Below are 26,289 nucleotides of genomic sequence, written 5' to 3'. Positions count from 1 at the left end.
ACTCAAGCTGGCGTGGATTGCGCCGCTCGGGCCGTCCGGTTCGCCGCCATCATCGTCTTCAGACGCGCGGCGGCCCGCTCGACCACCGGCGCCCATTGCGCAGGCCGCGGCTGCCGGAACAGCTCGACCGAGTCATACCAGGGCTGCGCCTCGTCGTTGCCCCACGACCAATGCGAGACGTGATCGAGCATCGCCAGCACGCGATGCCCTAGTGCGCCGCCGAGATGCAACGGCGCGCTGTCGATCGTCACCAACGCGTCCAGCGCGGTGAGATGCGCCGCCACGTCGTCGAAGCCGTCTATGTAATCGCCGGTCAGATCGCACAGGCGATATCCCTGCGCGGCGAGCGCCGTCACATCGGCGTGACGTCCGGGCGTGAGCGGATGGAAGACGACATCCGGAAGCGCCAGCAGCGGCGTCAGCGCCGCAAGCGGAATCGACCGCATGGCGTCGCGCCGATGCGTCGGGCTGCCCGACCAGACGAGACCGACGTGCCACGCCGCATCGGGTGCGTGCGCGCTGATCCGTTCGCGCCAGGCCGCCGCCTTCGTTCTATCGGCCTGCAGGTAGGGCGCGCCGCGAACCTGCTCCGGTTCGAGACCGAGCACGAGCGGCAGGCTCATGAGCGGCAATGCGTAATCCGGTGCGCCGAGCGGGCCTTCTTCGATCGACACGCAATTCGCGTAGCAACGCGCGAACAGCGGTTGCAGCGCGCGACGCACGGCCAGCACCAGCCGTCCGCCTTCGTCACGCACGCGTGCCGCCAGTTGCGGAACGAAGCGCACCATCTGGATGTCGTCGCCGTTGCCCTGCTCGCTGTGCACGACCAGGGTCTTGCCGGCGAGCGCTTCGCCATGCCAGCGCGGGCACAAGCGCGTCATGACGCTGACGACATTGTTCTGCTCGCGATCTTCGCGCGCAAGACGCGCCTCGAAACGCGGCCACGCGCTCGACCAATCGCCGCGCCGCAGTTCCAGGTCCGCCAGATCGACCGCCGCCTGCACCGCTGACGGATCGATTGCGAGCGCCGCGCGCAGCGCCGCCTCGCTGTCCTCGTAGCGCGCCTGCTCGTTCAGATACATGCCGATGGCCGCCAGCACGTCCGCGTTGCCGGGCGAGACGGCGTCCACGGCGCGCATGGTGGTCTCCGCTGCCGCAGCGTCGTTGCACTGCCATTGCGCGTGACTGAGCTGCCACGCCATCTCCGCATCGGCGGGATTGCGCGCAAGACATTCGCGGCAGATACGCTCGACCATCGGCCAATCGCGAATCTCGCGCAACGCCAGCACGAGTTGCAACGGCAACGCCGGATCGATCGCGGGGTCGAGCGCATACGCCCGCGACAACGCCGCACGACGCTCGTCCCGCGCGCTCGTCTCCGGCAGCGCCGCCAACGCGATCGACAACCACCACGGCGCGCGCGCGTCCTGCGGCGCGCGACGCTCATAGGCACGCAAGATTCGCGCGGCCGCCGAGTGCGCGCCGCACGTGGACATCAGCCAGGCGACCCAGTCGATCGTCGTCTCGACCGGCTGCGCGGCCACCGCCCGCTCGCTGTTTCGCTGCGCGACGGCGGCATAGCCGAGCGCGTCGGCGAACAACGCGACCCGCCCATGGCGCGCTCCGTTAGCGCACGCCTGCGCCTGCGACGCGCTGTGATACGCCTCTTCGAAACGCCCGGCGCTCGCGCACAGGTCGGCGTGCAACTGCGCCGTCGCGCCTGCCACGGCCATTTCGACTGCGTGCCGCGCGGCGGCGTCGAAACCTTGCTCGCGCAGGATGGACCACAGGAGATGAACGGAATCGAGAGGGACTGCCAGAGCGGAATCGGACATGGGATTTCAGTGTGTTGTGGTTGGCATGCGAAGGCGTAATCAAAAAAATAGGACTTGGTGCTTTCAATGCTTAAAGACTGGAAATAACCCTTCAAGTCTCCGAATGAAAATCGCGCGAGCATAAGACAAAACCGCGCTTTTACATCTCATAAACCAATCTCGATTTAATTCCGTTGATTGTGTTTAGTTAGTTAACCATAATTAATTCAAGTCGACTATGAGTAGCCGCCGTTAGTCGATCCGATCGATCAACTACAACATGGAGCAAGCTTTGAATACTGGAAAATCGAAGGAAACATCCGACAGCATTGCTCATCTCGCTGCGGTCGTTTTACGGCGCGCGGGCGTCGCGCAACTGGAGAAAGAACTGGCGGGCTCAGCTCTGGCCCAACATCACACGTCGAAACAGACCAGCAGGGCTATCGGCAGTCTTGCTGCGAAAGTACTGGCCGATCACACTTCATGTCACGAGGCCAAGGAATTGGCCGGTAGCGTGCTCTCGCAAGTACGTCATCTGGAGGGGCCAGCGCCCGCGCGTTGAGCGCTCGCGCTGAAGCGGGCCGAGGCGGAGCAAAGCGAGCTTCGCCAAGTCCCGCCAAGTCACGCGGGGTCACGTCCCATCACACGCCGTGGGCAAAAAAAATGCGCTGCCGAAGCAGCGCATTTTTCAACCTCGAGCGTCAGTGCGACACCGCGGCATCAAACTCGACCCACGCTCAATTCGCGCGCGCCAGCAGCAGCGCATTGGTGCGCTTCACAAAACTCGCCGGATCGTCCAGCGCGCCACCTTCGGCGAGCAATGCCTGATCGAACAGCAGATGGCACCAGTCGTCGAAGTTCGCGCTGTCCGCGTGCAGGCCCTTCACCAGCGCGTGCTCCGGATTCACTTCGAGAATCGGATGGAACGACGGCGCCGTCTGACCCGCGGCCTTGAGCATGCGCTGCAGATAGCCGCTCATTTCGCCGTCGTCGGCAACGAGGCAGGACGGTGAATCGGTCAGGCGGAACGTGAGACGCACGTCCTTGGCCTTGTCCTTCAGCGCTTCCTTCATCTTCTCGACGAGCGGCTTGAACTCTTCGCCGACCTTTTCCTGCGCCTGCTTTTCTTCGTCGTTCAACGCGCCCAGATCGAGATCGCCGCGCGCCACGCTTTGCAGCGGCTTGCCTTCGAATTCGTTCAGGAACGACAGGATCCACTCGTCCACACGATCGGTCAGCAGCAGCACTTCCACGCCCTTCTTGCGGAACACTTCGAGGTGCGGGCTGTGGGTGGCGGCCTGCCAGGTGTCGGCGGTCACATAGTAAATCTTGGTCTGCTCGGGCTTCATGCGCGCCACGTAGTCGGCCAGCGACACGGTCTGCTCCGGCATCTCTGTATGCGTCGACGCAAAGCGCACGAGTTTCGCGATCCGCTCGCGGTTGGCAAAGTCTTCGCCGATGCCTTCCTTCAGCACCTGGCCGAATTCCTTCCAGAAGCCGGCGTACTTTTCCTTGTCGGCCTCGTTATCCGAATTGGCCAGCTCTTCGAGCATGGACAGCGAACGCTTGGTTACGCCTTCGCGGATCGCCTTCACGTCGCGGCTTTCCTGCAGGATTTCGCGCGACACGTTCAGCGGCAGATCCGCCGAATCGACCACGCCCTTTACGAAGCGCAGATACGCGGGCAGCAGTTGCTCGGCGTCGTCCATGATGAACACGCGCTTCACGTACAGCTTCAGGCCGCCGCGATAATCGCGATTGAACATGTCGAACGGCGCGTGGGTCGGCACGTACAGCAATTGCGTGTACTCGCTGCGGCCTTCCACGCGGTTATGCGTCCACGTGAGCGGATCCTGATGGTCGTGCGAGAGGTGCTGATAGAACTGCTTGTACTGCTCGTCGGTGATCTCGTTCTTCGAGCGCGTCCACAGCGCGCTGGCCTGATTGACGGTCTCGTCCTCGTCCTTCGTGACCATCTCGCTCTTTTCCGCGTCCCACTCTTCCTTCTGCATCAGAATCGGCAATGCAACGTGGTCGGAGTACTTCTGGATGATCGATTTCAGACGATGCGACGACAGCAGGTCGTCTTCATCCGCACGCAGATGCAGCGTGATGGTCGTTCCGCGCGCAGCACGCTCGATCTGCTCGACCGCGAAATCGCCTTCGCCCGCGCTTTCCCAGCGCACGCCTTCCGAGGCCGGCAAACCGGCGCGGCGCGTTTCGACCGTGATCTTATCCGCGACGATGAAGCCCGAATAGAAGCCCACGCCGAACTGGCCGATCAGCGCCGCATCTTTCTGCTGGTCGCCGGAGAGCTTGCCGAAGAATTCCTTGGTCCCCGAGCGGGCGATCGTGCCGAGGTTGGCGATCGCTTCGTCGCGGCTCATGCCGATGCCGTTGTCGTCGAGCGTGATGGTGCGCGCGGCCTTGTCGTACGACACGCGAATCCGCAGGTTCGGATCGTTTTCGTACAGCGCGCTGTTTTCGATTGCTTCGAAGCGCAGCTTGTCGGCCGCGTCGGAGGCGTTCGAAATCAGCTCGCGCAGGAAAATTTCCTTGTTGCTGTACAGCGAATGGATCATCAGGTGCAGAAGCTGTTTCACTTCTGCCTGAAAGCTCATGGTTTCTTGTGCCATGGTCGGACTTCCTCTCTGTTGCGAATGGGGGTTCAAGTCGGGCGCGGCGCCGTGCGTTGCGGTTCGCCGGCGACCTCGGCCTGCCGTCGGCCTGCCGTCTGCAGGCCGCTGGGCCGGCACCGGGCCGATGCCTCGGCCGCTGGATGCGCGGCCCGCCGGATTGTCCGCCTAATTGGGGGCAAGCCGGCGCGGTTTCAAGAGGCGCGGCGCGCCACGCTGTCGAGATAACGGCACAAAAAAGTGGCCAGTTCCGGATCGCCGCAGTTGGAAATATTGAAGCGCATCCACGTGGTCGACGACTGTTGCGGGGAAAACAGGCTGCCGGGCGTCAGCAGAAAGCCGGCTTCGTGACCCGCGGCCGCCAGCGCGTCGGCGTCGACGCCCGTGTCGGCCCACAAAAACATCCCGGCCATGGGCGTGAGGAACAGCTTCAGGCCGGTCTTCTCCAGCATCCGCACGGACTTTTCGCGCACGCCGTCCAGCCGCACGCGCAGCCGTTCGACATGCCGCCGGTAGTGGCCTTCGGTCAAAATCTTGTACAGCACACGCTCGTTCAGTTCCGGGCTCGTCATGCCGACCAGCATTTTCTGGTCGCTGACCGCGGTCGCCACTTCTGGCGCGCAGGCAATGAAACCGACACGCAGATTCGGCGCGAGCGTCTTCGAGAAGCTGCCGAGATAGATCACGCGTTTCAACTGGTCAAGACTCGCGAGGCGCGTGCCCGGATAGCTCGGTGGACACAGATCGCCGTAAATATCATCCTCGACAACGATGAAATCGTACGCTTCGGCAAGGCGCAGAATGCGGAACGCCTGGGCCGCCGTGAGCGACGTGCCGGTCGGGTTCTGCAACACCGAATTGATCACCAGCATTTTCGGCCGCCAGGTTTGCACCAGCGACTCGAGCGCGTCGAGATCCGGGCCGTCCGGCGTGTATGGCATGCCCACCAATCGCGCGCCCTGCGACGCGAAACGCCCGAACATCTGAAACCACGCCGGATCGCCGACGATCACCGCATCGCCCGGCCTGACGTAAATGCGCGAGATCAGGTCGATGGCCTGCGTGATGCCGGACACCATCACGATCTGATCCGGCGACGCGCCGATCTCCAGTTCCTCGAGCCGCGTCTGCAACTGCTGGCGCAGCGGCAGAAAACCCTGCGGCGTGCCGATGCCGAGCATCTGCGCGCCGCTCTGCCGGCCGAGCGTGCGCAGCGCGTTGGTGATCAGGTCGCCGTCGAGCCAGCGCGCCGGCAGATAACCCAGCCCAGGACTGCGCTCGGGCCGCGCGCCGGTGTGCAGCATGTTGCGCAGCAGCCAGACCACGTCGATCGTGGCCGGCGCCGGCGCCGCGGCGTGCGGATGAATCTCGGCGGTAGCGCTGGCCGCGCCGCCCAGCCGCTCGCGCACGTAAAACCCGGAGCCGCGCCGCGACTCCAGAAAACCCTGCGCCACGAGCCGTTCGTACGCCTCGACCACGGTGAAGCGCGACACGCCCTTGTCGAGCGCCAGCTTGCGGATCGACGGCATGCGCATGCCGGGGCGGAACACGCGCTCCTCGATGCGGCGGCGCGCCCACTGGACGAGTTGCTCGACCAGCGTGAGCGACGCAGTGTCGTGCGGGGTGGGAATCTGGGCAAGCGGGACGGACATGACGGGCTCCAACTGTACCGAACAGTATCGAATTGATTGTACCGTTACTGTGCCGGTCGGCGTCGCTACATTTGAGACAAGTGAAGGATGGGATGGCGGCACAGCGGGTTTTACGACGCCGCCTACGCTCTCCGGCAAAACCCTGCCAAACACCATCCGCATGGCCCGCCGATCCGGCAAACGGTTATGCTAACGGCCCCGGCAGCGTTGCCGCGACACCCGGCCCGCCCCGGTTTACCGCAGAAAACCGTTTCCCCGCTCCGTCATGACTGCTCATCCGCTCCGCCTCGATCACCTCGTCATTTCCGCCCGCACCCTCGACGAAGGCACGCAGTACGTCGCCGATACGCTCGGCGTCGCCCCGTCCGGCGGCGGCGCGCATCCGCTGATGCGCACGCATAACCGCCTGCTGAACCTGTGGGGCGGCGTGTATCTGGAAGTGATCGCGATCGATCCGCAAGCTGCAGCCTTGGACAATGCGCCGGCCGACGGCAGTGCGCCGCGCCCCCGTCTGTTCGCGCTCGACGACCCGGCAACACACGCGCGGCTCGAAAACGGGCCGTATCTATCGCATTGGGTTGCCCGGGTCGAGCGGCCGAAACACCTGCCGACGTGGCAAGCGCAGTATCCGCAGCGCATTCCCCCCGTCGTGCCGCTGACGCGCGGCGATTTCACGTGGGGCCTCACGGTGCCGGACGACGGCGCGTTTCCCGCGTGGCAAGGCATCGGCGACGGCGTGCTGCCCTCGCTGATTCAGTGGGACACGACGAAGCATCCGTCGACGTCCTTGCCGGAAACCGGGATTTCGCTGCAAGCCTTGAAAGGCCTGCATCCGCAAGCCGACACGGTGGCGGCGCAACTGCGCTGGCTCGGCGCGACGCATCTGATCGCGCTGCAGCCCACGGAAGGCGCGCCGGCGCTCATCGCCGAATTTGAAACGCCCGACGGTCTACGGACCCTTAAATAAGCAGCGCGCGCGGGTCGCCGACTCGCGCGATAATCGAAGTTTTGACCGGTTCCAGTACCAGCAGAGGAGACCATGGACCAAAGCGACTTGAAAGCCCCCACGTGGCAGTTGTCCGAACGCGCACGCAAGCTCACGAGCTCGGCGATTCGCGAGATTCTGAAGGTCACGGAGCGGCCCGAAGTCATTTCGTTCGCGGGCGGCCTGCCCTCGCCGGCTACCTTTCCGGCCGAACGCATGCGCGCCGCGTCCGACCGCATTCTGCGCGACGAACCCGCCGCGGCGCTGCAATACAGCGCGACCGAAGGTTTCCTGCCGCTGCGCGAATGGATCGCGAAGCGCTATTCGGTGAACGGCGCGCAGATCCGTCCGACTCAGGTGCTGATCACGACCGGCTCGCAGCAGGCGCTCGACCTGCTCGGCAAGGTGCTGGTGTGCCCGGGCAGCCCGGTGCTGGTCGAAACGCCGACCTACCTCGGCGCGCTGCAATCGTTCTCGATGTACGAGCCGCGTTACGTGCAAGTGCCGACCGACGAACATGGCCTCGTTCCCGAAGGCCTCACGCCCGAGCTAACCGCCGGCGCGCGCCTGCTGTACGCGCAACCCAATTTCCAGAATCCCACGGGCCGTCGTCTGCCGGTCGAACGCCGCCGCGCGCTCGCCGAGTTCGCGAAGACCGCGCCGTTCCCGGTGATCGAAGACGACCCGTACGGCGCGCTCGACTACGCCGGCGAACCGCTGCCCACCATGCTGTCGATGGCGCCGGGCCACGTCGTCCATCTCGGTTCCTTCTCGAAGGTGCTGGCGCCGGGCCTGCGGGTCGGCTACATCATCGCGCCCGAAGAGTTGATTTTCAAACTCGTGCAAGCCAAGCAAGCGACCGACCTGCACACGCCGAGCTTCACGCAGCGCATCGTGTACGAAGTGATCAAGGACGGCTTCCTCGACACGCACGTGCCGACCATCCGCGAACTGTATCGTGATCAATGCGCGGCGATGCTGGCTTCGCTCGAACGCTACATGCCGGAAGGCGTGAGCTGGAATCGCCCGGAAGGCGGCATGTTCGTGTGGGTGAATCTGCCCGCGCGGATCGACAGCATGAAGCTGCTGGAAGAAGCGGTCGCGCAGAACGTCGCGTTCGTGCCGGGCGGTCCGTTCTTCGCGAACGAACCGCAACACAACACGCTGCGCCTGTCGTTCGTGACGGTGCCGCCGGCAAAGATCGACGAAGGCGTGTCGCGTCTCGGCGCGCTGATCCGCGCGAAGATCTGAACGCCGCCGCGCGCTGAGGGCGTTTTTCATGCGCGCCGTTTGCATGATTTTCGCCCGGCCCGCATCCACGGAATTCCACTACTGACCAAGGACACACCATGGCTCAAACGAATGTGTACGACAAGCTCAAGGAACTGGGCATCGAACTTCCGACCGCCGGCGCGCCGGCTGCCGCGTATGTGATGAGCGCGCAAAGCGGCAACACGGTGTATCTCTCCGGACATATCGCCAAGAAGGACGGCAAGGTGTGGACCGGCAAGCTCGGTGCCACGCTCACCACCGAGGAAGGCAAGGCCGCCGCTCGCTCGATCGCCATCGACCTGCTCGCCACGCTGCACGCGCATGTCGGCGATCTGAACCGCGTCACGCGCATCGTCAAGCTGATGAGTCTCGTCAACTCGACGCTCGAATTCACCGAACAGCATCTGGTCACCAACGGTGCGTCCGAACTGGTCGCGGACGTGTTCGGCGAACGCGGCAAGCATGCGCGCTCGGCATTCGGCGTCGCGCAGATTCCGCTCGGCGCGTGCGTCGAGATCGAGATGATCGCCGAAGTCGAGTAATGCGGTAACGCAGTAACGCAGTCGGAGCCGCCGGCCGTCCGGCGCAGCGAGACGGCAACGCGTCGCGAGGTGTCAGCCACCCGCGGCGCGTTTTGCATTTGTGAGAGGTGGATCGTTACGTCGTCAACGGATAGAATCCGCCAATCCTATCCATTCGTTTGATTCGCTGGACTGCGCCCGATGCCCGCCCACACTGTCCGTTTCAAACAAGTCGACGTGTTCACGTCGGTGCCGTTCAAAGGCAATCCGCTTGCCGTCGTGTTCGATGCCGACGCACTCGATACGACTCAGATGCAGGCCATCGCTCACTGGACCAATCTGTCCGAAACGACGTTCCTGGTAAAACCGACCGACCCGGCCGCCGACTATCGTGTGCGCATCTTCAGTAAGCTCGGCGAAATGCCGTTCGCGGGTCATCCGACGCTCGGCACCGCGCACGCATTGCTCGAAAGCGGTTATCAGCCGAAGCAGGCCGGCAAGCTCGTGCAGCAATGCGGCGTGGGACTCGTCGAACTCGAGGCGCTGCCGGGCTCGGACGGCGCGTGGGCCTTCGCCGCGCCGCCTGCGCGCGTCACGCCGCTTGCCGAGGATCGCTACGCGGCACTGTCTACGGCTTTACGTAGCGATGCAATCGATTTCAGCGCGCCACCCTGCGCGGTCGACAATGGTGCGCCGTGGCTCGTGGTGCGCGTCAGTTCGGCGCGTGAATGCCTCGCGTTAGCACCCGATGCCAGCGCGCTCGCCGACATTGCGCATTCGGTGGGTACGCACGGCCTCGCTGTGTACGGTCCGCACGAGGCCAACGGGCCGGCGACCTTCGAGGTGCGCTGCCTGATGGCCGGTGGCGGTTTCGGCGTGGGCGAAGACCCGGTGACAGGCAGCGCCAATGCCGCGCTTGCAGGCCTGCTGAGCGCCCAGCGGTTGCGCCCGGGCACGCACTATTCAGCCCGTCAAGGCACCGCCCTGGGCCGGGCCGGCCAGGTCTCGGTGCGCTACGACGACGCGCGCGGCAAGACATGGATTGGCGGCTCGTCGGTGACGATTGTCGACGGCACGTTTCGCCTGCCCTGACCGGCACGCCCCTTGCCTCGCTTGTACGCCGGGCACGCTACAGGAGGCGGCATAGGGTTCGCCCTGCCTGGCCACGCTTGACCACAAATCGCCGCATCGTTTGCACTATTAAATGCGTCTCGCATCGGGGGAGGCCTGTTAAAGGCCTGGCACACCTGAATGCTGGCGCGCCTCGCCGCCGAATCCCGATGAAATATCCGACTATGACCGCGATGCGGCGGCCTCGAGAGCGGTTGCACAGGATGCCAAATTCGTCGCAACGGGCATCTGGCCGCGCCCTCGTATACCCGATGCCCGGCCTCTTCCTTAATCCAGTGGCATTAAGTAATATCAAGACGTACCCGATGACCTGCGGATGGTCAGGCACGGCGCCACGCTTACTTCTTCTGCGCAGCAGTTCCGGCACCTTGGTCACCATGCAGCCACCCATGAATTCAGCGCAGTCGACGCTCGCTCGTTTGCAACCGGCCGGCACCCAGGCACGGGCCGCCCGATGAGCCAATCCCGCTTCTCCGACCAGCGCGATGCCAAAGCCCGCCGCGACCCCGCAGTGTCGCGCCGGCGTGCGTTGCTCGCCATTCCCGCGCTAGGCGTATTGGTCCTGATCCTGCTTTGGACCGTGATCTTCGCGCGCCTGTCGGTCGAGAAAGAAGCCACGTATCGCGAGGCCATGGCCTCTGCTGCAATACTCTCCGCGGCGCTGGAGCAGCACACGGTCAAGGCGATTCACCAGGTCGATCAGATCACCCGCTTCGTCAAATTCGAGTTCGAGAAAACGCCGAATCATTTCGATCTGGCGAGCACGGTGGAAAAAGGCGTCGTGCAAAGCGAGACGCTGGTGCAGGTGTCCTTGATCGACGAACACGGCACGCTGATCGCCAACACGGCGGAACTCAACCCCAAGCGCATCGACCTGTCCGACCGCGAACACTTCAAGGTCCACGAACACGAGAACGACGACCAGTTGTTTATCAGCAAGCCCGTGCTCGGCCGCGTGTCCGGCCACTGGACCCTGCAGATGACGCGTCGTCTGAATCATCCGGACGGCTCGTTCGCGGGCGTCGTGGTGGTCTCGGAAGATCCCAGCTACTTCACCACCGACTTCTACAACAACGCGGCGATCGGCCGTGAAGGCGTGATCGCGGTGATCTCGGACAACGGCACCGTGCTCGCGCGGCGCACCGGCAGCACCGAAACCGCCAACGGCGTGTTCTCGGCGAGCGGCTCGTATCCGAACTCGGAACATGTGTCGGGCACCTACGTCGATTCGATCGACAACGTCACGCGCATCGTGTCGTACCGGCATATCGACGGTTATCCGCTCGGCGTGCTGGTGGGTCTCTCGCAAGCCGAGGAATTCGCCGACTACAACCACACGCGCAACGTCTATCTGATGATGGCGGCCTTCATCTCCTTCGCCATGCTGAGTTTCTTCGCCGTGGCAACCGGCCTGATCGGCAAGCTGCTCGGCCGCGAGCGCGAGATGACGCATCTGGTCGAATACGATCTGCTCACCGGTCTGCGTAATCGCTACGCGACGTTGCAGACACTGCGTCACGACGTGGCGCAGCAGACCAACCTCGGCCGCCTCGCAATTCTCTTTATCGACCTCGACAACTTCAAGACCGTCAACGACACGCTCGGTCACAACGCCGGCGACATCGTGCTGCAAATGACGGCCTCGCGGCTCGCCGCCGCGGTTGGCGAAGGCGGCGCGCTGAGCCGCATCGGCGGCGACGAGTTCGTCGTCGTGATCAAGGGCGACGACGTCGAGAAGCGCGCCGTCGCGCTTGCCGAAGCCGCGGCCGAAGCGTTCGCCAAGCCGTTCGACGTGCGCGGCAGTTCGTTCGTGCTGCATGCGAGCATCGGCATCGCGCTCTACTCGGTCGCCAACGAAAGCGAGATCGACCTGCTGAAAAAAGCCGACCTCGCCATGTACAGCGCGAAAGACGCGGGGAAAAACTGCTATCAGTTCTATTCGCCGCAACTGTCGCACCGCGCGGATCATTTGATGAAGTGGGAACAGCAGTTGCGCGTGGCGCTCGCCGAAGGGCAACTGTTTCTCGCCTATCAGCCGAAGATCGATCTGACGCGCCGCTGCATTACCGGCTTCGAGGCATTGGTGCGCTGGAATCATCCGCAACACGGTTTGATTCCGGCCAACGAGTTCATTCCGGTTGCGGAATCGACCGGCCTGATCGTGCCGATCGGCGACTTCGTGATCGAGACCGCCTGCCGGCAACTCGCGCTGTGGCAGCAACAGGGCTACGACACGCTGTCGCTCGCGGTGAACATTTCGGCGGTGCAATTCTGGCGCGGCGACCTGTACGAAACGATCTCGCACGCCATCGAGGAGAGCGGCATCTCCGCACGCCGCCTCGAACTCGAAATCACCGAAACGGCGATGATGGAGTATCCCGAACTGGTCTCCGAGAAAATCTTCGCGTTGAAGCGCCTCGGCGTGCGCATCGCGCTCGACGATTTCGGCACCGGCTATTCGTCGCTGTCCTATCTGAACCGCTTCTCGGTGGACACGCTGAAGGTGGACCGTTCGTTCATCCAGGCAATTCCGGGCGACCGCAGCGTCTGCGTGATGGTCACCGCGATCGTCAATCTGGCGCGTTCGCTCGGCCTCACCGTGGTGGTCGAAGGCACGGAGACCGAAGAGCAGATTGCGTGGCTCGCCGCGCTCGGTCATATCGAGGCACAGGGCTTCCTATTCTCGCGCCCCGTGCCGGTGGACGCGATTGCGGCGCTGCTGGACCGCTTCGGCGTGTGCGGCATGACGGGCCGCCGCATCGCGCACGAAGCCGACAGCACCAGCAGCGTATCCAGCACCAACACCTGAGCGCGGCGCCCGTTACGGGTCGTCGCGGGTCGTCACCCGCAGCGCCGCAAAACCGGCTACATTCTCGCTGTACTGCATCACAGCGCGATGCCGCCCGCCGGCCGCGTCGGACCACTAAACGATGATCTCAAAGGACTAGCGCCCGCGTACCGGGCGCTCTTGGCGCCATGCAGACGATCACGAGCCACGATGCCGCCAGACGAGGTGAACGGGAACCGCTATGGACGCTGTTCCGGGTCGTGTTCGGCCTGTCCGCGTTGTCATGGGGCGGCCTCGCGCTCATGGCGCAACTTGAAAACCATTATGTCGAACGCGAAGGACGCCTCTCACGTATCGCCTTCTCCGATCTGATCGCGCTCGCCTGGATGGTGCCCGGCCCGGTGGGCTGCAACGTCGCCGTGCAACTCGGGCATGCGCTGCGCGGACGCGCCGGCGCCTGGGTTGCGGGCGTTGCCAGCGTCCTGCCCTTCTTCATGCTGATGACGCTGTTCGCGATCTTCTACCGCACGCCGTTCGTGCGCGCCGCCGCCTCGCAAACCTTGCTCGCTCACTTCAGCGTCGTGCTGGCCACGCTGATCGCGATCACCTGGTACAAACAGACGCGTGCGCTGGTGCGCGGCAAGCTCGAATGGGGCGCGGCGGTGCTGGGATGCATCGCGCTGTTCTATGCGCGCAGTCCGGCCGCTTATGTCGTCATGCTCGGGGCGGCCTTCGGCACCGGCTGGTTCGTGAGCCCGGTGCGCAATGCGCGCGTCGTCGTGTCGTTCGCGCGCGGCGACTGGCAGATGCTGAGCGCTCTGTCCATCTTCCTCGCGTTGTTCGCGATGCCGTTGCCGCATCGCTATGAGCTGGCGCTATTGTGGCCGCGGCTGGCGGGCGCCGGCATGACGTTGTTCGGCGGCGGCTTCTCGGCGCTACCGGTGCTCAAGACGCTGTTCGTCACGCCGGCGATCGGCGTCTCCGATAACGACTTCACGCTGGCGTTTTCGCTGTCGCCGCTCTCGCCCGGACCGCTGTTGAACGTGGTGCCGTTCTTCGGCTATCTGGTGGATGGCTGGGTGGGTGCGCTGATTGCCACGCTCGCGCTGTTCGTGCCGTCAGGGTGCCTCGTCGTGCTGGCGCAGCGGCATCTGCATCAGTTGAAGGCCAATCCGCGCTTCGAGCACGGCATGCGGATCCTGCGCGCCGTCACCACCGCGTTTCTCGCGGTGGCCGTGCTACGCATTGCCGCGCATGTGCCGTTCAAACCGATTTATCTATTGACCGCGCTGTTCTCCGCCATGTGCTTCGCCAAGCTGAAGGTGCCGGTGTACCTGGTGTACGGGACGGTAGCAGTGGTGTGCGGGCTGTGGCTCGCGTATGGCTCGCTGATCTAGGCGCCTCAAAAACCGCGCGACAGCACCGCGACGCCAATCGTCACCACGCCGAGCACGATATTGATCAGCACCAGACGGCGGATCGTGCCGACGGCGCGTGCGCCATCCGGCCATTTTTGCGCCTGCACCGCACGGCGGATACGCGGGAAGACGGCAAAGCGGATATGCCCGAAGATCAGCATCATGACGATGCCGAGGCCGGCCATGGCATGCAGCGGCCAGGTGGCATGGCCGCCGCCGAATTGCATGAGCAGGAAGCCGCCGGTCAGGAGAATCACCAGCACCGAGGCCGCGACCCAATTGAAGAAACGGCCGAACACCGATTCCCACAACGGCAAGCGTAGTTGCGGCGAGAGATCGGCAATGGCCGGGCGCAGACAGAAATGCGCGAACACCATCCCACCGACCCACACGGCAACCGCGAGCAAATGGAGAAAGAGCGCGAGTTCGATAGCCTTGTTCATGTTGTTTTCCTCTCCCGACGACGCCACGCCGCTTATAACGAGTGCTATGAGCAAGCGGCTATTGAGCGCATTCGACCACGTGCAATGCACGCAGTTCCATGACGCCCGTGGCTTTCGCGCCGTTTTTGTAGTTGTTATCGCAGCATGTCCACCTTGATGGCCATGCTGCTCCCCGGTTTTGTACTCTCACTCCGCACGACAAGCGTCTCGCATGCTAGCAGACGCTTGCCACGTTCCAACGTCAAACTTCGTTAAGCGGCCAGCACCGGACGCATACCTTCGAGCTTCATCTTGCTCTCAGGCGCGCGGCCCTTGCGCGCCCGTTTGCCGATATGCGGCGCGAGCGCGGCGCCACTCACCTTCTCTTCATCGACACGGCCGCCACGGCGCGTGCCGATCAACACGACGCCCGCGTTGTTGATAGAGAGCGCCTGTACGAGCGTTTCCTTGTCGTCGAGCGCCATCAGCGTGACGCCGCGGCCGCCGCCCGAGAGAGTCTTCATCTCGTCGAGGCCGAACACCAGCAAACGTCCGCCCGACGAAAGACACGCAATGTGCGTCGCGTCCGGCAGCATCGGCATTGGCGCGAGCGGCACGGCGCCGGCGTCGATCGTCATGAACGACTTGCCGGCCTTCACGCGGCTCACCATGTCGCCGACCTTCGCGACGAAGCCGAAGCCGTTGCTCGACGCCAGCAGCAACGCCTGATCCGCGGACGCCGCGTAGTAATGCATCAGATGGCTGCCCGACTCCAGCTCGATCAGCGACGTGACCGGCACACCGTCGCCGCGGCCGCCCGGCAGCGTCGCCACCGCGACCGAATAGACACGGCCGTTGCTGCCCCACGCGACCAGCGTGTCCGGCGTGCGGCACTGGAACGCCGCATAGAGCCCGTCGCCGGCCTTGAACGTGAAGCCCGCGACGTCGAGTCCGTGACCCTTCAACGCGCGCACCCAACCCTTCTGCGACACCACGACCGTCACCGGCTCGTCGACCACGCGCGCTTCGAACGTCGCGCGTTTTTCCTGCTGGATCAGCGTGCGGCGCTCGTCGCCGTACTGCTTGGCGTCGCCTTCGATTTCCTTGATGAGCAGACGCTTCATCGCCGATTCGCTGCCGAGCAGTTCTTCCAGCTTGGCCTTCTCGTCCTTCAGCTCGGCGAGTTCCTTCTCGATCTTGATCTTCTCGAGCCGCGCCAACTGACGCAGCCGGATTTCAAGAATGTCTTCGGCTTGACGATCGGACAAGCCGAACGCGGCCATCAACGCGACCTTCGGTTCATCGGATTCGCGAATGATGCGGATGACTTCGTCGATATTCAAGAAGACGATCATCCGGCCTTCGAGAATATGAATCCGGTCGTCGACCTTGCTCAAACGATGCCGCGTGCGGCGCGTCACCGTGGTGAAGCGGAACGCGATCCACTCGTGCAGGATTTCGCTCAAGCCCTTCTGACGCGGTCGGCCGTCGCCGCCGACCATGACCATATTGAGCGACGCATTCGATTCGAGGCTCGTATGCGCAAGCAGCGTGTTGACGAAATCGGTTTGATCGATACGGCTCGACTTCGGCTCGAACACGAGACGCACTGGCGCGTCGCGGCCCGATTCGTCGCGCACGGCATCGAGCAGCGCCAGCATGGTCTGCTTGGTTTGCAGTTGTTCCGGCGTGAGCGCTTTCTTGCCGAGCTTGATCTTCGGGTTGGTCTGCTCTTCGATTTCTTCGAGCACTTTCTGCGCGGCCGTGTTCGGCGGCAGTTCGGTGATCACCAGTTGCCACTGGCCGCGCGCGAGTTCCTCGATCTTCCAGCGTGCGCGTACCTTCAGGCTGCCGCGCCCGCTTTCGTATGCGGCGGAAATCTCGGCGTCGCTCGAAATGATTTGCGCGCCGCCCGGGAAATCCGGCCCGGCGATGTGCTGCATCAATTCCGCGTGTTCGATCTTCGGATTGCGGATCATCGCGACCGTCGCAGCCGCGACTTCGCGCAGATTGTGCGACGGAATTTCCGTGGCCAACCCGACCGCGATACCCGATGCGCCGTTCAGCAAGACGAATGGCAAGCGCGCGGGCAACAGCCGCGGCTCCTCGGAAGAGCCGTCGTAATTAGGCATGAAATCGACCGTGCCCTGGTTGATCTCATCGAGCAGCAGTTTCGCGATCGGCGTGAGGCGCGCTTCCGTGTAACGCATCGCCGCCGCGCCATCGCCGTCGCGCGAACCGAAATTGCCTTGGCCGTCGATCAGTGGATAGCGCATCGAGAAGTCTTGCGCGAGACGCACCAGCGCGTCGTACGCGGACTGGTCGCCGTGCGGGTGATACTTACCGAGCACGTCGCCGACCACGCGCGCCGACTTGACCGGCTTCGCGTTGTCGGACAGCCCCATGTCGTTCATCGCGAACAGGATGCGGCGCTGCACCGGCTTCTGGCCGTCGCACACATCCGGCAGCGCGCGGCCCTTGACCACGCTCACCGCATAGTCGAGGTACGCGCGTTCCGCGTAATTGCCGAGCGTGAGAAAGTCGCCTTCCGGGGGCGGCGGCTCGGTGAAAAGGTCGAGAGTGTTATCGTCGTCCATCTAGATTCCGTATCCGTGTTTGGCGTGAAGTTGTCAGGCGAAGTCTGAGCGCGGGCAAAATTGCCCGCTAAAGCGCTCGCTCAGATATCCGCTTCCACTTCGTTGCCCTTTTCTTCCAGCCAGCTGCGGCGCGATGCCGCTTCGCCCTTGCCCATCAGCATCGTCATGCGCGCGACCGTGGCGTCGTAGTCGAGTGCGCCGAGCGCCACCGGGCTCAAGCGCCGCGTGTCGGGGTTCATCGTGGTGTCCCACAACTGTTCCGCGCTCATTTCGCCGAGGCCCTTGAAGCGGCTGATCGACCACTGCGTGTCGCGCACGCCGTCCTTGCGGAGCTTGTCGAGAATCGCTTCGAGTTCACCTTCGTCGAGCGCGTACAGCTTCTGCGCCGGCTTCTTGCCGCGCGCGGGCGCGTCGACCCGGAACAGCGGCGGGCGCGCCACACACACATGTCCGCGTTCGATTAGTTGCGGGAAATGCTTGAAGAACAGCGTGAGCAGCAGAACCTGAATGTGCGAGCCGTCGACGTCCGCGTCCGACAGAATGCAGATCTTGCCGTAGCGCAGGTTCGAGAGATCGACCTTGTCGTCCGGGCTGTGCGGATCGACGCCGATCGCCACCGAGATGTCGTGCACCTCATTATTGGCGAACAGCCGGTCGCGTTCGGTTTCCCACGTGTTCAGCACCTTGCCGCGCAACGGCAGAATGGCCTGATATTCCTTGTCGCGGCCCATTTTCGCGGAGCCGCCCGCCGAGTCGCCCTCGACGAGGAACAGTTCGTTGCGGCCGATTTCCGTCGATTCGCAATCGGTCAGCTTGCCCGGCAACACCGCGACGCCCGAGCTCTTGCGTTTCTCGACCTTCTGCCCGGCACGCGTGCGCGCCTGCGCCTGCTTGATGACGAGGTCGGCGAGTTTCTTGCCGAGCTCGACGTGCTGATTCAGCCACAATTCCAGCGCCGGCCGCGCGAACGACGACACCAGCTTGACCGCGTCGCGGCTATTCAGGCGTTCCTTGATCTGCCCTTGGAATTGCGGATCGAGTACTTTCGCCGACAGCACGAACGACACGCGCGCGAACACGTCTTCAGCGAGCAGCTTGACGCCCTTCGGCTGCAGGTTATGCAGTTCGACGAAGCTCTTCACCGCCTGATACAGACCGTCGCGCAAGCCGGATTCGTGCGTGCCGCCCGCGGGCGTGGGAATCAGGTTCACGTACGACTCGCGCATGAGCGTGCCTTCCTCGCTCCACGCGACGACCCATGCGGCGCCCTCGCCTTCGGCGAACGTCTCTTCGCTCGCGCGGGAGTTTTCGGCGTAACGCTCGCCCTCGAACAGCGGAATCAGCAGATCGCTGCCGTTCATGCCTTCGAGCAGATAGCCGCGCAGACCGTCTTCGTATTTCCAGGTTTGCTGCTCGCCGGTTTTCTCGTTGATCAGCGTGACTTCAACGCCCGGCAGCAGCACCGCCTTGGAGCGCAGCAGACGTTGCAGTTCGCCGAGCGGCAGGTTCGGCGAATCGAAGTACTTGGGATTGGCCCACGCGGTGACGCGTGTGCCGGACTTCTTGTCGCCCTTCGTGGCGGGCCGCACTTCGAGTTCCTTGGCGACGTCGCCGTTGGCGAAACTCAATTCGGCGATCTTGCCATCGCGCCACACGGTGACGTCGAGGCGCGTGGACAGCGCGTTGGTGACGGACACGCCGACACCGTGCAAGCCGCCCGAGAACGTGTACGCGCCGCCGGCGGCTTTATCGAACTTGCCGCCCGCGTGCAGGCGCGTGAACACGATTTCCACGACCGGCACGCCTTCTTCGGGATGCAGACCGAACGGAATGCCGCGGCCGTCGTCTTCGACGGAGACCGAATGGTCTGCGTGCAGCGTCACGGTGATTAGCCGGCCGTGGCCGCCGAGGGCCTCGTCCGATGCGTTGTCGATGACTTCCTGAATGATGTGCAGCGGATTCTCGGTGCGGGTGTACATCCCGGGCCGTTGCTTGACCGGCTCCAGGCCCTTCAACACCTTGATCGACGCTTCGCTATACGCGGCGTTTGGCTTTTTCGTAGACATGGTTGACTCGGATGCGTCGGTTCATCGTTGTCCACAGGTCCTGTTCAGAAAGCTGTGGACAATGCGTTGAGTTTTCAAAAAAAGCGAAACGAAACAACGGGGTTAGGTGGGGTGCCCGCCGTGCGGGCAAACTGTTTTGTCGCATGGCTTCCCGTTGGCGCGCTCGACGGCGGCTCGAAGCCTGTCCCGCATATAGCAGGGTGGGCAACGTCGACGCTGGTGCGAACGCCGGGGAAGCCTGTTCGCGGGGTATTTTACTGATTTCGATCCGCGCGGCAATTCACACTGCACGGGATTGGCCGTCTGGATAAGGGACGGCGGTGGCGCGGTCCAATCCCGCGCCGCCCCCGCACCTCATTTGCGCCGCTTTTCCAGCTCGTCCCAGCGTTCGAGCGCGACCAGCAGTTCTTCGTCGATCGCCGCATAGCGCTCTGTCAAACGCGTGCCTTCCTGCGCATCTTTGGCGAACACGGAGCCGTCTTCGAGTTGTGCGCCTATCGTTTTCTGCTCGGCTTCGAGCGCGGCGATTTTTTCCGGCAGCGCATCCAGTTCGCGCTGCTCCTTGAACGACAGCTTCACGGCGCGTTGCGGCGCGTTGCGGCCCGCGGAACTGTCTTTGGCCGCGGCCGTGTCTTTGCCCGCTTCTTTCTGTGCGTCCAGCGCCATTTGCTGCGAACGGTCTCGCTGGATCTGCCAATCGGTGAAGCCGCCGACGTACTCGCGCCACTTTCCGCCGCCTTCCGACGCGATCACCGAGGTCGCGACGTTGTCGAGGAACGCGCGGTCGTGGCTGACCAGCAGCACCGTGCCGTCGTATTCCGTGAGCAGCTCTTCGAGCAGTTCCAGCGTGGGAATGTCGAGGTCGTTGGTCGGTTCGTCGAGCACCAGCACGTTGGCCGGACGCGCGAACAGACGCGCGAGCAGCAGGCGGTTACGCTCGCCGCCCGACAGCGATTTGACCGGCGAACGCGCGCGTTCGGGTGCGAACAGGAAGTCGCCGAGATAACTCATGACGTGCTTCTTCTGGCCGTTCACTTCGACCCACTCGCTGCCCGGGCTGATTGTGTCGGCGAGGCTTTTTTCCAGATCGAGCTGCGCGCGCATCTGGTCGAAATACGCGACCTGCAGATTCGTGCCGATGCGCACCGTGCCTTCGTCCGGCGCCAATTCGCCGAGGATCATCTTGAGCAGCGTGGTCTTGCCCGCGCCGTTCGGACCGACAAAGCCGATCTTGTCGCCGCGCATGACCGTGGCCGTAAAGCTGTCGACCACCGTGCGCGCACCGTAGCGCTTGGTCACGTCGGTCAATTCGGCGACGATCTTGCCGGACTTTTCGCCCTGACCGACGTCTAGCTTGACGTTGCCCAGCACGTTGCGGCGTTCCGCGCGCTCGTTGCGCATCTCCACGAGCCGCGCGATCCGGCCGACGCTGCGCGTGCGGCGCGCCTCGACGCCCTTGCGGATCCACACTTCTTCCTGCGCGAGCAGCTTGTCGAACTTGGCGGCTTCCACTTGCTCGATTTCGAGCTGTTGCGCCTTGCGCGTTTGGTATGCCGAGAAATTGCCCGGATACGAGAGCAGACGCCCGCGATCCAGTTCGACGATGCGCGTGGCGACGCGATCGAGAAACGCGCGATCGTGGGTAATGAAGAGCAGGCCCGCGCGCAGCGAGACCAGCAGGTCCTCGAGCCAGCGGATGCCGTCGAAATCGAGGTGATTGGTCGGCTCGTCGAGCAGCAGCACGTCAGGCTGTACGACCAGCGCGCGCGCCAGCGCCACGCGCTTTTGCATGCCGCCCGACAGCGAGCCCACCCTTGCCTCGCCGTTCAGGCCGATCTGTTGCAGCGTGGTCGCCACGCGTGTGCTCCAGTTCCAGGCGTCCGAATGGTCAAGCGACGATTGCAGCGTGTTCATGCGCGACATGAGCGCGTCGTGCTCCGCGCCTTCCGGCTCGTCGGCGAGCTGGTTGGCGACCGCGTCGTATTCGTCCAGCAGCGCGCGGGCGTGCGTGAGGCCGGCGGCGACCGCGTCGAACACCGTGTCGTCCGTGTCGAACTCTGGCTCCTGCGGCACATAGACCGAAGTCAGGCCCTGCTGACGCGTGACGAGGCCGTCGTCAGGTTTGCTCAGGTCGGCGACGATCTTCAGCAGCGACGACTTGCCCGCGCCGTTGCGGCCGATCAGGCCGACGCGTTCGCCCGCTTCGAGAGAGAAATCCGCGTGATCGAGCAACGCGACGTGACCGAACGCCAGTTGGGCTCCGGTAATGGTGTAAAGCGACATGGAGAATTGGAGAAGACAGCGATGGGTCGGAACTGCCCATTGTACCGGGCGCGCGGGCGGGTGCCCGTATGCCGGAAGAGATAGATCGAATGGCCGGCTTGCGGGCCGCGAACAAGCCCGCTGCGCATGGTCGAGAAGCCGGAGCACGTCGGCACGCGCCCGGCTGTCTCGTGCGGCCGGTTACTTCACATGCACCGTGATGGTCTTGCTCATTTCCGGACCGTACGATCGATGCGCGCCGTCGCCGAACTGCAGCGTCAGCGTGTGGTCGCCCGGCGGCAGCGTCAGATCGGTTTCGGTCTGGCCCTTGCCGAAGTGCAGCGACTTGTCGTTCGCGGGAATGACCTCGCCCTTGGGCAGCGGCTTGCCGTCCACCAGCAGATGATGATGGCCCGTGCCTTCCGTCATCGTGCCGGCCGGCGCGACCTTCATGCCGTCGACACCGAACACCACGTGGACGGGATTGCTGACGGTCGCGCCGTCCGCCGGCTGCACGAACGACACGCCGGCGGCCTGCGCCGCGCCGGATACCGCGAGCAATCCGGCCAATGCCGCACCGACCAACCATTTGTTCTTGAACATCGTTTTTCTCCTTTTTGGGAAACGAGAGTCACGCGCGGGCTATGCCGGCGACGACGGCGCCTCAGTGGCCTGAGTGGCCTGAGGAGCCTGAGGAGCCTGAGGCCGATCGTCGCAGTTCATGCCGGGCGCGCCGGCGCGCCGGTCCAAAAGATCAGCTGCGGATCAGAGCATACACGCTGTGTATGACCGAGTTCGTCAAGCGGGTACGGCCTTGACGCGGGCGCTCTGTGGCGTTGCCGCATCGGGAGTTTTCTGCCGGATTGACGAATTCCGGTAATATTGCGGGTCGCCGCCGTGCCCAAAAAAGGGGCAGACTGAGCGGGTTTTGCATTGAACTAGAGAAGAGTGCGTCGTGAGCGAAGTAATTGAAGTGACTGAATATAAGAGCTGGGTCTGTCTGATTTGCGGCTGGATCTACAACGAGGAAGAAGGCCTGCCCGAGGAAGGCATCGCACCGGGCACGCGCTTCGCCGCGATTCCCGAAGACTGGCGATGCCCGCTGTGCGACGTGGGCAAGGCTGAGTTCGCCGTGGTGGAGTTCTGAGCCGGATTTGTCGGATTGCCGGCACAGTGCTTCACTGTTTTGGTTCGTTGCATGCGTTGGAGGTTCGTGCGGCCCAGCAGGCGTTGACTGCTGGGCCGTTTGCTTTGTGGGACCAGTTTTCCGCGGCTAGATCTGAAGAAGTGGCCGCCCTGTTCCGTGAGCACCGGTCTCGACCTCGCTCGCCGCGTCCGGGCTATTGCGGCGTCTCTAGATTTAATCGCATTTTGTTATACTCTGCCCTCGCTGGCGTACTTGAGCACGCCAACAACTGCCGATTGGCAGGACTGAAGCCATGTTTTACCTCGTTCCGAACTGTTGCAGTGACAAGCCTCGTTTCGTGGCTACAGGGTCACGCAGTAGCGAAACGGTAGCAAAGACTGCTGTAAACTGGCTTCGCGGGCGGTCGCGGCGCTTCATTTAGGAAGAAGCATAAAAGCCGAAAACGCCCGCGGGATGAGGCCGCAGCCAATAGCATCAAGGGCTCGGTCCTCCATTGCCAATATCCATCTCCCTGTAGTTCAATGGATAGAACAAGTGCCTCCTAAGCGCTAGATACAGGTTCGATTCCTGTCAGGGGGACCAGATAGTCGCCAGAAAGGCCAACCGGACGGGTGTTACCACTGAATTTGGCGTAAATTTGGCGTAATGCACCCGAACCATATCGCTTGCAGGCAGTGTATTTTGTGTCCCAAAAAATAAAAACGACCTCATGCCGATTCCCCTAGCCGTCGACCAACTACTTTCGGACAAGCGCCTTCGTAAAGCCAGTCGGCGACGCTGGCGCCAGACGAAAGGACGCGCACGGCTCGCCGAGCAGCGTCGCGTGAACAAGCTCCGATTTGGGGACCATTCGCGAATTGTCCGCATGCTGGCCGAATGCAGCACGGCCGAACTGAAGCTCCCGCGCACGGGCGCTAAGGTTGTCGTCCCACCGACCTTTTCAATTATCGATGACCCAGTCACGGCGCTGCAGGTCATCCTTTCATTCGCAAAGCTGGCTCGCGACAACCGGCTGCGGTCCATAGAAATCGACCACAGCAGAATGCAAGTCTGCGACTTGGCAGCGAACGCAGTTCTCGACCTCGTCGCCAGCGAACTGTCGACCGAAGCGCGCCAGAGGGGTTCAAAAATACGTTTCTTCGGTCGCTACCCAATCCCGACGCATCTAAAGCGCTTTGTTCAATGCATAGGGATTGTGAAGCAACTCTCCATCGCGCACGAAGTGCCCTCCCCGGAGGAAAAAAACGGTGTGCGGATTTTTGACAAGCGAAAGCGCCACTACCATGATCCGATCGACCCGACCCAAGCTGATTTCAAATCGCGCGTCGCCGTGGACTTTGTGGACCATATCAACGGCTGTCTCAACGATCACGGGCGAGCGCTCACGCCGGCAGCAGTCCATAAGCTTTGCGTATACATTGGCGAAATCCTAGGCAACGCAGAAGACCACGCGGGATTTGAGGACTGGACGATTCAAGGGTATCTTGATAACGCCGTTGACACACCCATGTGTGAGATAGCGATCTTCAATTTTGGAGCGTCTATCGCGGAAACGCTGTCCGGGCTTCCGGCGGATTGCTATACCTGGCGGCAAATCAGTTCCTATGTGTTGATGCATCGCGGCGCCAAGTTGTTTCGAGCTGGCTGGCGGGAACGAGATTTGCTCACGCTGATTGCCTTGCAGGGAAATGTTAGCTCCAAGAACCACTCGGAAAAGGACACGCGCGGGCAAGGCACCGTGGATCTGATTGAATTTTTTCAGAAGGTTTACGAGGAATGTGCGAGAGATAGCAGAGAGTCGGCGAAGATGGCGATACTGTCGGGAAGCACGCACATCCTGTTTGATGGCAAATACCGGCTGAGTGGATCGTCCGCGCGTGGTAAAGTTATTGCGTTCAACGCAGAGAACACGCTGTACAAGCAGCCGGATAGTTCATATGTTAAGTCCTTGGGCGCGTTGAAGTTCCCAGGAACCATCATTAGCATCCGTTTTCCCCTAAGTACGGCCAGTACGGTTGCTTTGGGAGTGAACAGAAATGAGCCAAACCGTGATTGATTTTGCAAAGTTAGAGGGCCCCGTATTTACAGGGCGCCCGAGAGGCGAGCAGCTTCGGACGAAGCTCGGCGTCGACGCACTTGACGAATCTGATCAAGTCGTGGAGGTGAAAATTCCCGACACGACTTATTCAGTAAGTAGTTCATTCGTCTTGGGTTTGTTCGGGAAAAGTGTCGTTCATGCGGGAAGTAAGCAGGCGTTTTACGAAAAATTCCATTTCCAAACGTCCCAGCTATTTCGAGACGTCGTTGATACCTGTGTAACGCGTGCACTCCAAAACAAGACGTTGTTCGATCATTGATCTTGCGGTCCTGATAGCGCTCGTCTGTAGCTTGCCCAACGCGTCGGTAGCGCGTCCGGCAAGCCAAACGAGCGCAGTTTCCGCACCTTCCGCATCTCCCCTTACCGCTTCGATGGTTGCGGAAGTTGCGCAATCTTCAAGCGGCATCTACGCCGAACTCCATAGCATCGCCGCTGACGTTCGCGAGAGCCATCTAGAGTCAAAGAAGGCCCCGATCTGGACACTCGCGACCACGTTCTCATTACTGGCATTGCTGGTATCGCTCGGCTCCGCCGCCTATACGGCGGTGTACACCCGACGAAAGGATTCGAGGGCGCGTCAGCAGTCGATCAACGACGAGTACTGGCTCCGCAAAATCGTAAGCCCGCTCGTCATTGAACCCTTGGTCAAATGGCTCTTGGAGACTGTCGGCGAGCTTCCTGCGGACTGCTCCGAAGCGACATTTTCGAAAGATGCAGCGTCGGCCTACCGAGATACGTTCCAAGCGCAAATGCTCGTGCACCGACGCAATCTGATCGTTCTCAAGCAGCTTGAGCTAGCCCTGTTTGAAAAAGCTGGCGAGCATCTGGACGACATCGAGGACGGTGTCCTCGACTATTGCGGCGAGAATGCTCTAGAGACAAAGCGCGCCGACGGGACTGCAGCCCAACCAAGAGGCCCGCTAGTCGCAAAAATCCAAGAAAACATGACTGGCATTCTAGGCGCGGTCCAGCGTTTTCAGAATCGACTCTCATGAAGCGGGACGACGAAACTCATGCTGCGCCTTTGTGAGCTTTGCACAGTGCATCGACGGCGTGGCGCGCCTCGCGCGTAGCGGCGACGCGCTCAAGTGCCTCTACGAGAACCGGATACATATTCCAGCGCCGCGCCAGCTCGGCGGCGTCCTGCGCGTCGCTCGCGAGATCGGCGCCGGGTTCGCAGCAAACGACGTGATGCGGCCCAACCTGGGCGAATGGCCGACCGATCGACGGTGACCAGTCCGCGCGGCGCATTGAAGTCAGCGTGCCTTCTTTCGTCTTCATGGCGCGATCTCAGATGGAGCGGTGAACGACGTGGCCTTGTCCCGGGAAGTACTTCGCCACGACAGCAGTCGCGATCTCCCTCTGGCGTTCGTCGTCGACGACGACCGTGAGGCCGTCGCCAGAACAAACGATCTCGCCGGACACACCTTGCGCGAGCAGGACGCGGGCGAGTTGCTGGGTACGAAGGAGGGAGGGCATA

The 26,289-nt window shown here is 62.8% G+C and carries 21 protein-coding genes and 1 tRNA gene; 12 read left to right on the top strand and 10 right to left on the bottom strand.

Annotated elements, in window-relative coordinates; translation table 11 throughout:
• Nucleotides 1-2: 2 nt before the first annotated feature.
• Nucleotides 3-1,835, bottom strand: a complete 1,833-nt coding sequence (locus B0G80_RS21655; RefSeq protein WP_116119357.1) for a tetratricopeptide repeat protein — start codon at nt 1,833-1,835, stop codon at nt 3-5.
• Nucleotides 1,836-2,094: 259 nt separating this feature from the next.
• Between B0G80_RS21655 and B0G80_RS21650 the strand changes: the two genes are divergently transcribed.
• Nucleotides 2,095-2,376 (top strand): hypothetical protein, encoded by a 282-nt coding sequence (locus tag B0G80_RS21650; protein ID WP_116119356.1) that lies wholly within the window; start codon nt 2,095-2,097, stop codon nt 2,374-2,376.
• A gap of 175 nt (nt 2,377-2,551) precedes the next feature.
• On the opposite strand, the gene htpG is transcribed toward B0G80_RS21650, so the two are convergent.
• Both htpG and B0G80_RS21640 read right to left on the bottom strand, forming a co-directional pair.
• Entirely contained in the window at nt 2,552-4,450 is a 1,899-nt protein-coding gene (htpG, locus tag B0G80_RS21645; protein ID WP_116119355.1) for a molecular chaperone HtpG, read from the bottom strand.
• Between the two features lie 194 nt (nt 4,451-4,644).
• Entirely contained in the window at nt 4,645-6,102 is a 1,458-nt protein-coding gene (locus tag B0G80_RS21640) for a PLP-dependent aminotransferase family protein (RefSeq protein ID WP_106280189.1), read from the bottom strand.
• Nucleotides 6,103-6,367: 265 nt separating this feature from the next.
• Between B0G80_RS21640 and B0G80_RS21635 the strand changes: the two genes are divergently transcribed.
• The 6 genes from B0G80_RS21635 (at nt 6,368) to B0G80_RS21610 (ending at nt 14,196) form a co-directional block, all read left to right on the top strand.
• Nucleotides 6,368-7,069, top strand: coding sequence for a VOC family protein (locus tag B0G80_RS21635; RefSeq protein ID WP_116119354.1), 702 nt, complete (start codon nt 6,368-6,370; stop codon nt 7,067-7,069).
• A gap of 72 nt (nt 7,070-7,141) precedes the next feature.
• A complete protein-coding gene (locus B0G80_RS21630; protein WP_116119353.1) occupies nt 7,142-8,338 on the top strand; it encodes a PLP-dependent aminotransferase family protein in 1,197 nt (398 codons plus the stop codon).
• A 98-nt stretch (nt 8,339-8,436) separates the two neighbouring features.
• Nucleotides 8,437-8,901 carry a RidA family protein gene (locus B0G80_RS21625; protein WP_012432248.1) on the top strand — a complete coding sequence of 155 codons (465 nt, stop codon included), beginning with the start codon at nt 8,437-8,439 and terminating at the stop codon, nt 8,899-8,901.
• Between the two features lie 180 nt (nt 8,902-9,081).
• Complete coding sequence (locus B0G80_RS21620) at nt 9,082-9,972, top strand: PhzF family phenazine biosynthesis protein (RefSeq protein WP_116119352.1); 891 nt, start codon at nt 9,082-9,084, stop codon at nt 9,970-9,972.
• A 493-nt stretch (nt 9,973-10,465) separates the two neighbouring features.
• The gene (locus B0G80_RS21615) at nt 10,466-12,820 is read left to right on the top strand and encodes an EAL domain-containing protein (RefSeq protein WP_116119351.1); all 2,355 of its coding nucleotides are present in this window, start codon (nt 10,466-10,468) and stop codon (nt 12,818-12,820) included.
• A 167-nt stretch (nt 12,821-12,987) separates the two neighbouring features.
• A complete protein-coding gene (locus B0G80_RS21610; RefSeq protein ID WP_116119350.1) occupies nt 12,988-14,196 on the top strand; it encodes a chromate transporter in 1,209 nt (402 codons plus the stop codon).
• Nucleotides 14,197-14,201: 5 nt separating this feature from the next.
• On the opposite strand, the gene B0G80_RS21605 is transcribed toward B0G80_RS21610, so the two are convergent.
• The 5 genes from B0G80_RS21605 to B0G80_RS21585 form a co-directional block, all read right to left on the bottom strand.
• The gene (locus B0G80_RS21605; RefSeq protein WP_012432243.1) at nt 14,202-14,660 is read right to left on the bottom strand and encodes a CopD family protein; all 459 of its coding nucleotides are present in this window, start codon (nt 14,658-14,660) and stop codon (nt 14,202-14,204) included.
• Between the two features lie 251 nt (nt 14,661-14,911).
• Nucleotides 14,912-17,236 (bottom strand): DNA topoisomerase IV subunit A, encoded by a 2,325-nt coding sequence (gene parC, locus B0G80_RS21600; protein ID WP_116119349.1) that lies wholly within the window; start codon nt 17,234-17,236, stop codon nt 14,912-14,914.
• A gap of 80 nt (nt 17,237-17,316) precedes the next feature.
• Nucleotides 17,317-19,302, bottom strand: a complete 1,986-nt coding sequence (locus B0G80_RS21595) for a DNA topoisomerase IV subunit B (RefSeq protein ID WP_116119348.1) — start codon at nt 19,300-19,302, stop codon at nt 17,317-17,319.
• A 354-nt stretch (nt 19,303-19,656) separates the two neighbouring features.
• Nucleotides 19,657-21,585 carry an ATP-binding cassette domain-containing protein gene (locus B0G80_RS21590; protein WP_116119347.1) on the bottom strand — a complete coding sequence of 643 codons (1,929 nt, stop codon included), beginning with the start codon at nt 21,583-21,585 and terminating at the stop codon, nt 19,657-19,659.
• A gap of 180 nt (nt 21,586-21,765) precedes the next feature.
• A complete protein-coding gene (locus B0G80_RS21585) occupies nt 21,766-22,167 on the bottom strand; it encodes a DUF4399 domain-containing protein (RefSeq protein ID WP_116119346.1) in 402 nt (133 codons plus the stop codon).
• Nucleotides 22,168-22,519: 352 nt separating this feature from the next.
• Between B0G80_RS21585 and B0G80_RS21580 the strand changes: the two genes are divergently transcribed.
• From B0G80_RS21580 to B0G80_RS21560, 5 genes are all read left to right on the top strand, one after another.
• Nucleotides 22,520-22,711, top strand: a complete 192-nt coding sequence (locus tag B0G80_RS21580; protein WP_007175738.1) for a rubredoxin — start codon at nt 22,520-22,522, stop codon at nt 22,709-22,711.
• 507 nt (nt 22,712-23,218) lie between these two features.
• A tRNA-Arg gene (locus B0G80_RS21575) sits at nt 23,219-23,293 on the top strand.
• A 127-nt stretch (nt 23,294-23,420) separates the two neighbouring features.
• Nucleotides 23,421-24,767, top strand: coding sequence for a hypothetical protein (locus B0G80_RS21570; RefSeq protein ID WP_116119345.1), 1,347 nt, complete (start codon nt 23,421-23,423; stop codon nt 24,765-24,767).
• Nucleotides 24,748-25,068, top strand: coding sequence for a hypothetical protein (locus B0G80_RS21565; RefSeq protein WP_147309889.1), 321 nt, complete (start codon nt 24,748-24,750; stop codon nt 25,066-25,068). Before B0G80_RS21570 ends, B0G80_RS21565 begins: the two co-directional genes overlap by 20 nt.
• Before the next feature lie 112 nt (nt 25,069-25,180).
• Nucleotides 25,181-25,804 (top strand): hypothetical protein, encoded by a 624-nt coding sequence (locus tag B0G80_RS21560; RefSeq protein ID WP_116119343.1) that lies wholly within the window; start codon nt 25,181-25,183, stop codon nt 25,802-25,804.
• A gap of 16 nt (nt 25,805-25,820) precedes the next feature.
• On the opposite strand, the gene B0G80_RS21555 is transcribed toward B0G80_RS21560, so the two are convergent.
• Together B0G80_RS21555 and B0G80_RS21550 are read right to left on the bottom strand one after the other, a co-directional pair.
• Nucleotides 25,821-26,090, bottom strand: a complete 270-nt coding sequence (locus tag B0G80_RS21555) for a hypothetical protein (protein WP_116119342.1) — start codon at nt 26,088-26,090, stop codon at nt 25,821-25,823.
• Between the two features lie 9 nt (nt 26,091-26,099).
• The gene (locus B0G80_RS21550) at nt 26,100-26,288 is read right to left on the bottom strand and encodes a hypothetical protein (RefSeq protein ID WP_116119341.1); all 189 of its coding nucleotides are present in this window, start codon (nt 26,286-26,288) and stop codon (nt 26,100-26,102) included.
• Nucleotide 26,289: the final 1 nt, after the last annotated feature.

Source organism: Paraburkholderia sp. BL6669N2 (assembly GCF_003387275.1).
Lineage (GTDB): Bacteria > Pseudomonadota > Gammaproteobacteria > Burkholderiales > Burkholderiaceae > Paraburkholderia.
Note: the sequence above shows the minus strand (reverse complement) of the source record. Positions and strands in the feature narration are given on the sequence as shown.

Bases quoted from the DNA above. Each gene is read 5' to 3' on its own strand.
- B0G80_RS21655 (WP_116119357.1), bottom strand. From the start codon at position 1,835: ATGTCCGATTCCGCTCTGGCAGTCCCTCTCGATTCCGTTCATCTCCTG.
- B0G80_RS21650 (WP_116119356.1), top strand. From the start codon at position 2,095: ATGGAGCAAGCTTTGAATACTGGAAAATCGAAGGAAACATCCGACAGC.
- htpG (WP_116119355.1), bottom strand. From the start codon at position 4,450: ATGGCACAAGAAACCATGAGCTTTCAGGCAGAAGTGAAACAGCTTCTG.
- B0G80_RS21640 (WP_106280189.1), bottom strand. From the start codon at position 6,102: ATGTCCGTCCCGCTTGCCCAGATTCCCACCCCGCACGACACTGCGTCG.
- B0G80_RS21635 (WP_116119354.1), top strand. From the start codon at position 6,368: ATGACTGCTCATCCGCTCCGCCTCGATCACCTCGTCATTTCCGCCCGC.
- B0G80_RS21630 (WP_116119353.1), top strand. From the start codon at position 7,142: ATGGACCAAAGCGACTTGAAAGCCCCCACGTGGCAGTTGTCCGAACGC.
- B0G80_RS21625 (WP_012432248.1), top strand. From the start codon at position 8,437: ATGGCTCAAACGAATGTGTACGACAAGCTCAAGGAACTGGGCATCGAA.
- B0G80_RS21620 (WP_116119352.1), top strand. From the start codon at position 9,082: ATGCCCGCCCACACTGTCCGTTTCAAACAAGTCGACGTGTTCACGTCG.
- B0G80_RS21615 (WP_116119351.1), top strand. From the start codon at position 10,466: ATGAGCCAATCCCGCTTCTCCGACCAGCGCGATGCCAAAGCCCGCCGC.
- B0G80_RS21610 (WP_116119350.1), top strand. From the start codon at position 12,988: ATGCAGACGATCACGAGCCACGATGCCGCCAGACGAGGTGAACGGGAA.
- B0G80_RS21605 (WP_012432243.1), bottom strand. From the start codon at position 14,660: ATGAACAAGGCTATCGAACTCGCGCTCTTTCTCCATTTGCTCGCGGTT.
- parC (WP_116119349.1), bottom strand. From the start codon at position 17,236: ATGGACGACGATAACACTCTCGACCTTTTCACCGAGCCGCCGCCCCCG.
- B0G80_RS21595 (WP_116119348.1), bottom strand. From the start codon at position 19,302: ATGTCTACGAAAAAGCCAAACGCCGCGTATAGCGAAGCGTCGATCAAG.
- B0G80_RS21590 (WP_116119347.1), bottom strand. From the start codon at position 21,585: ATGTCGCTTTACACCATTACCGGAGCCCAACTGGCGTTCGGTCACGTC.
- B0G80_RS21585 (WP_116119346.1), bottom strand. From the start codon at position 22,167: ATGTTCAAGAACAAATGGTTGGTCGGTGCGGCATTGGCCGGATTGCTC.
- B0G80_RS21570 (WP_116119345.1), top strand. From the start codon at position 23,421: ATGCCGATTCCCCTAGCCGTCGACCAACTACTTTCGGACAAGCGCCTT.
- B0G80_RS21565 (WP_147309889.1), top strand. From the start codon at position 24,748: ATGAGCCAAACCGTGATTGATTTTGCAAAGTTAGAGGGCCCCGTATTT.
- B0G80_RS21560 (WP_116119343.1), top strand. From the start codon at position 25,181: ATGGTTGCGGAAGTTGCGCAATCTTCAAGCGGCATCTACGCCGAACTC.
- B0G80_RS21555 (WP_116119342.1), bottom strand. From the start codon at position 26,090: ATGAAGACGAAAGAAGGCACGCTGACTTCAATGCGCCGCGCGGACTGG.
- B0G80_RS21550 (WP_116119341.1), bottom strand. From the start codon at position 26,288: ATGCCCTCCCTCCTTCGTACCCAGCAACTCGCCCGCGTCCTGCTCGCG.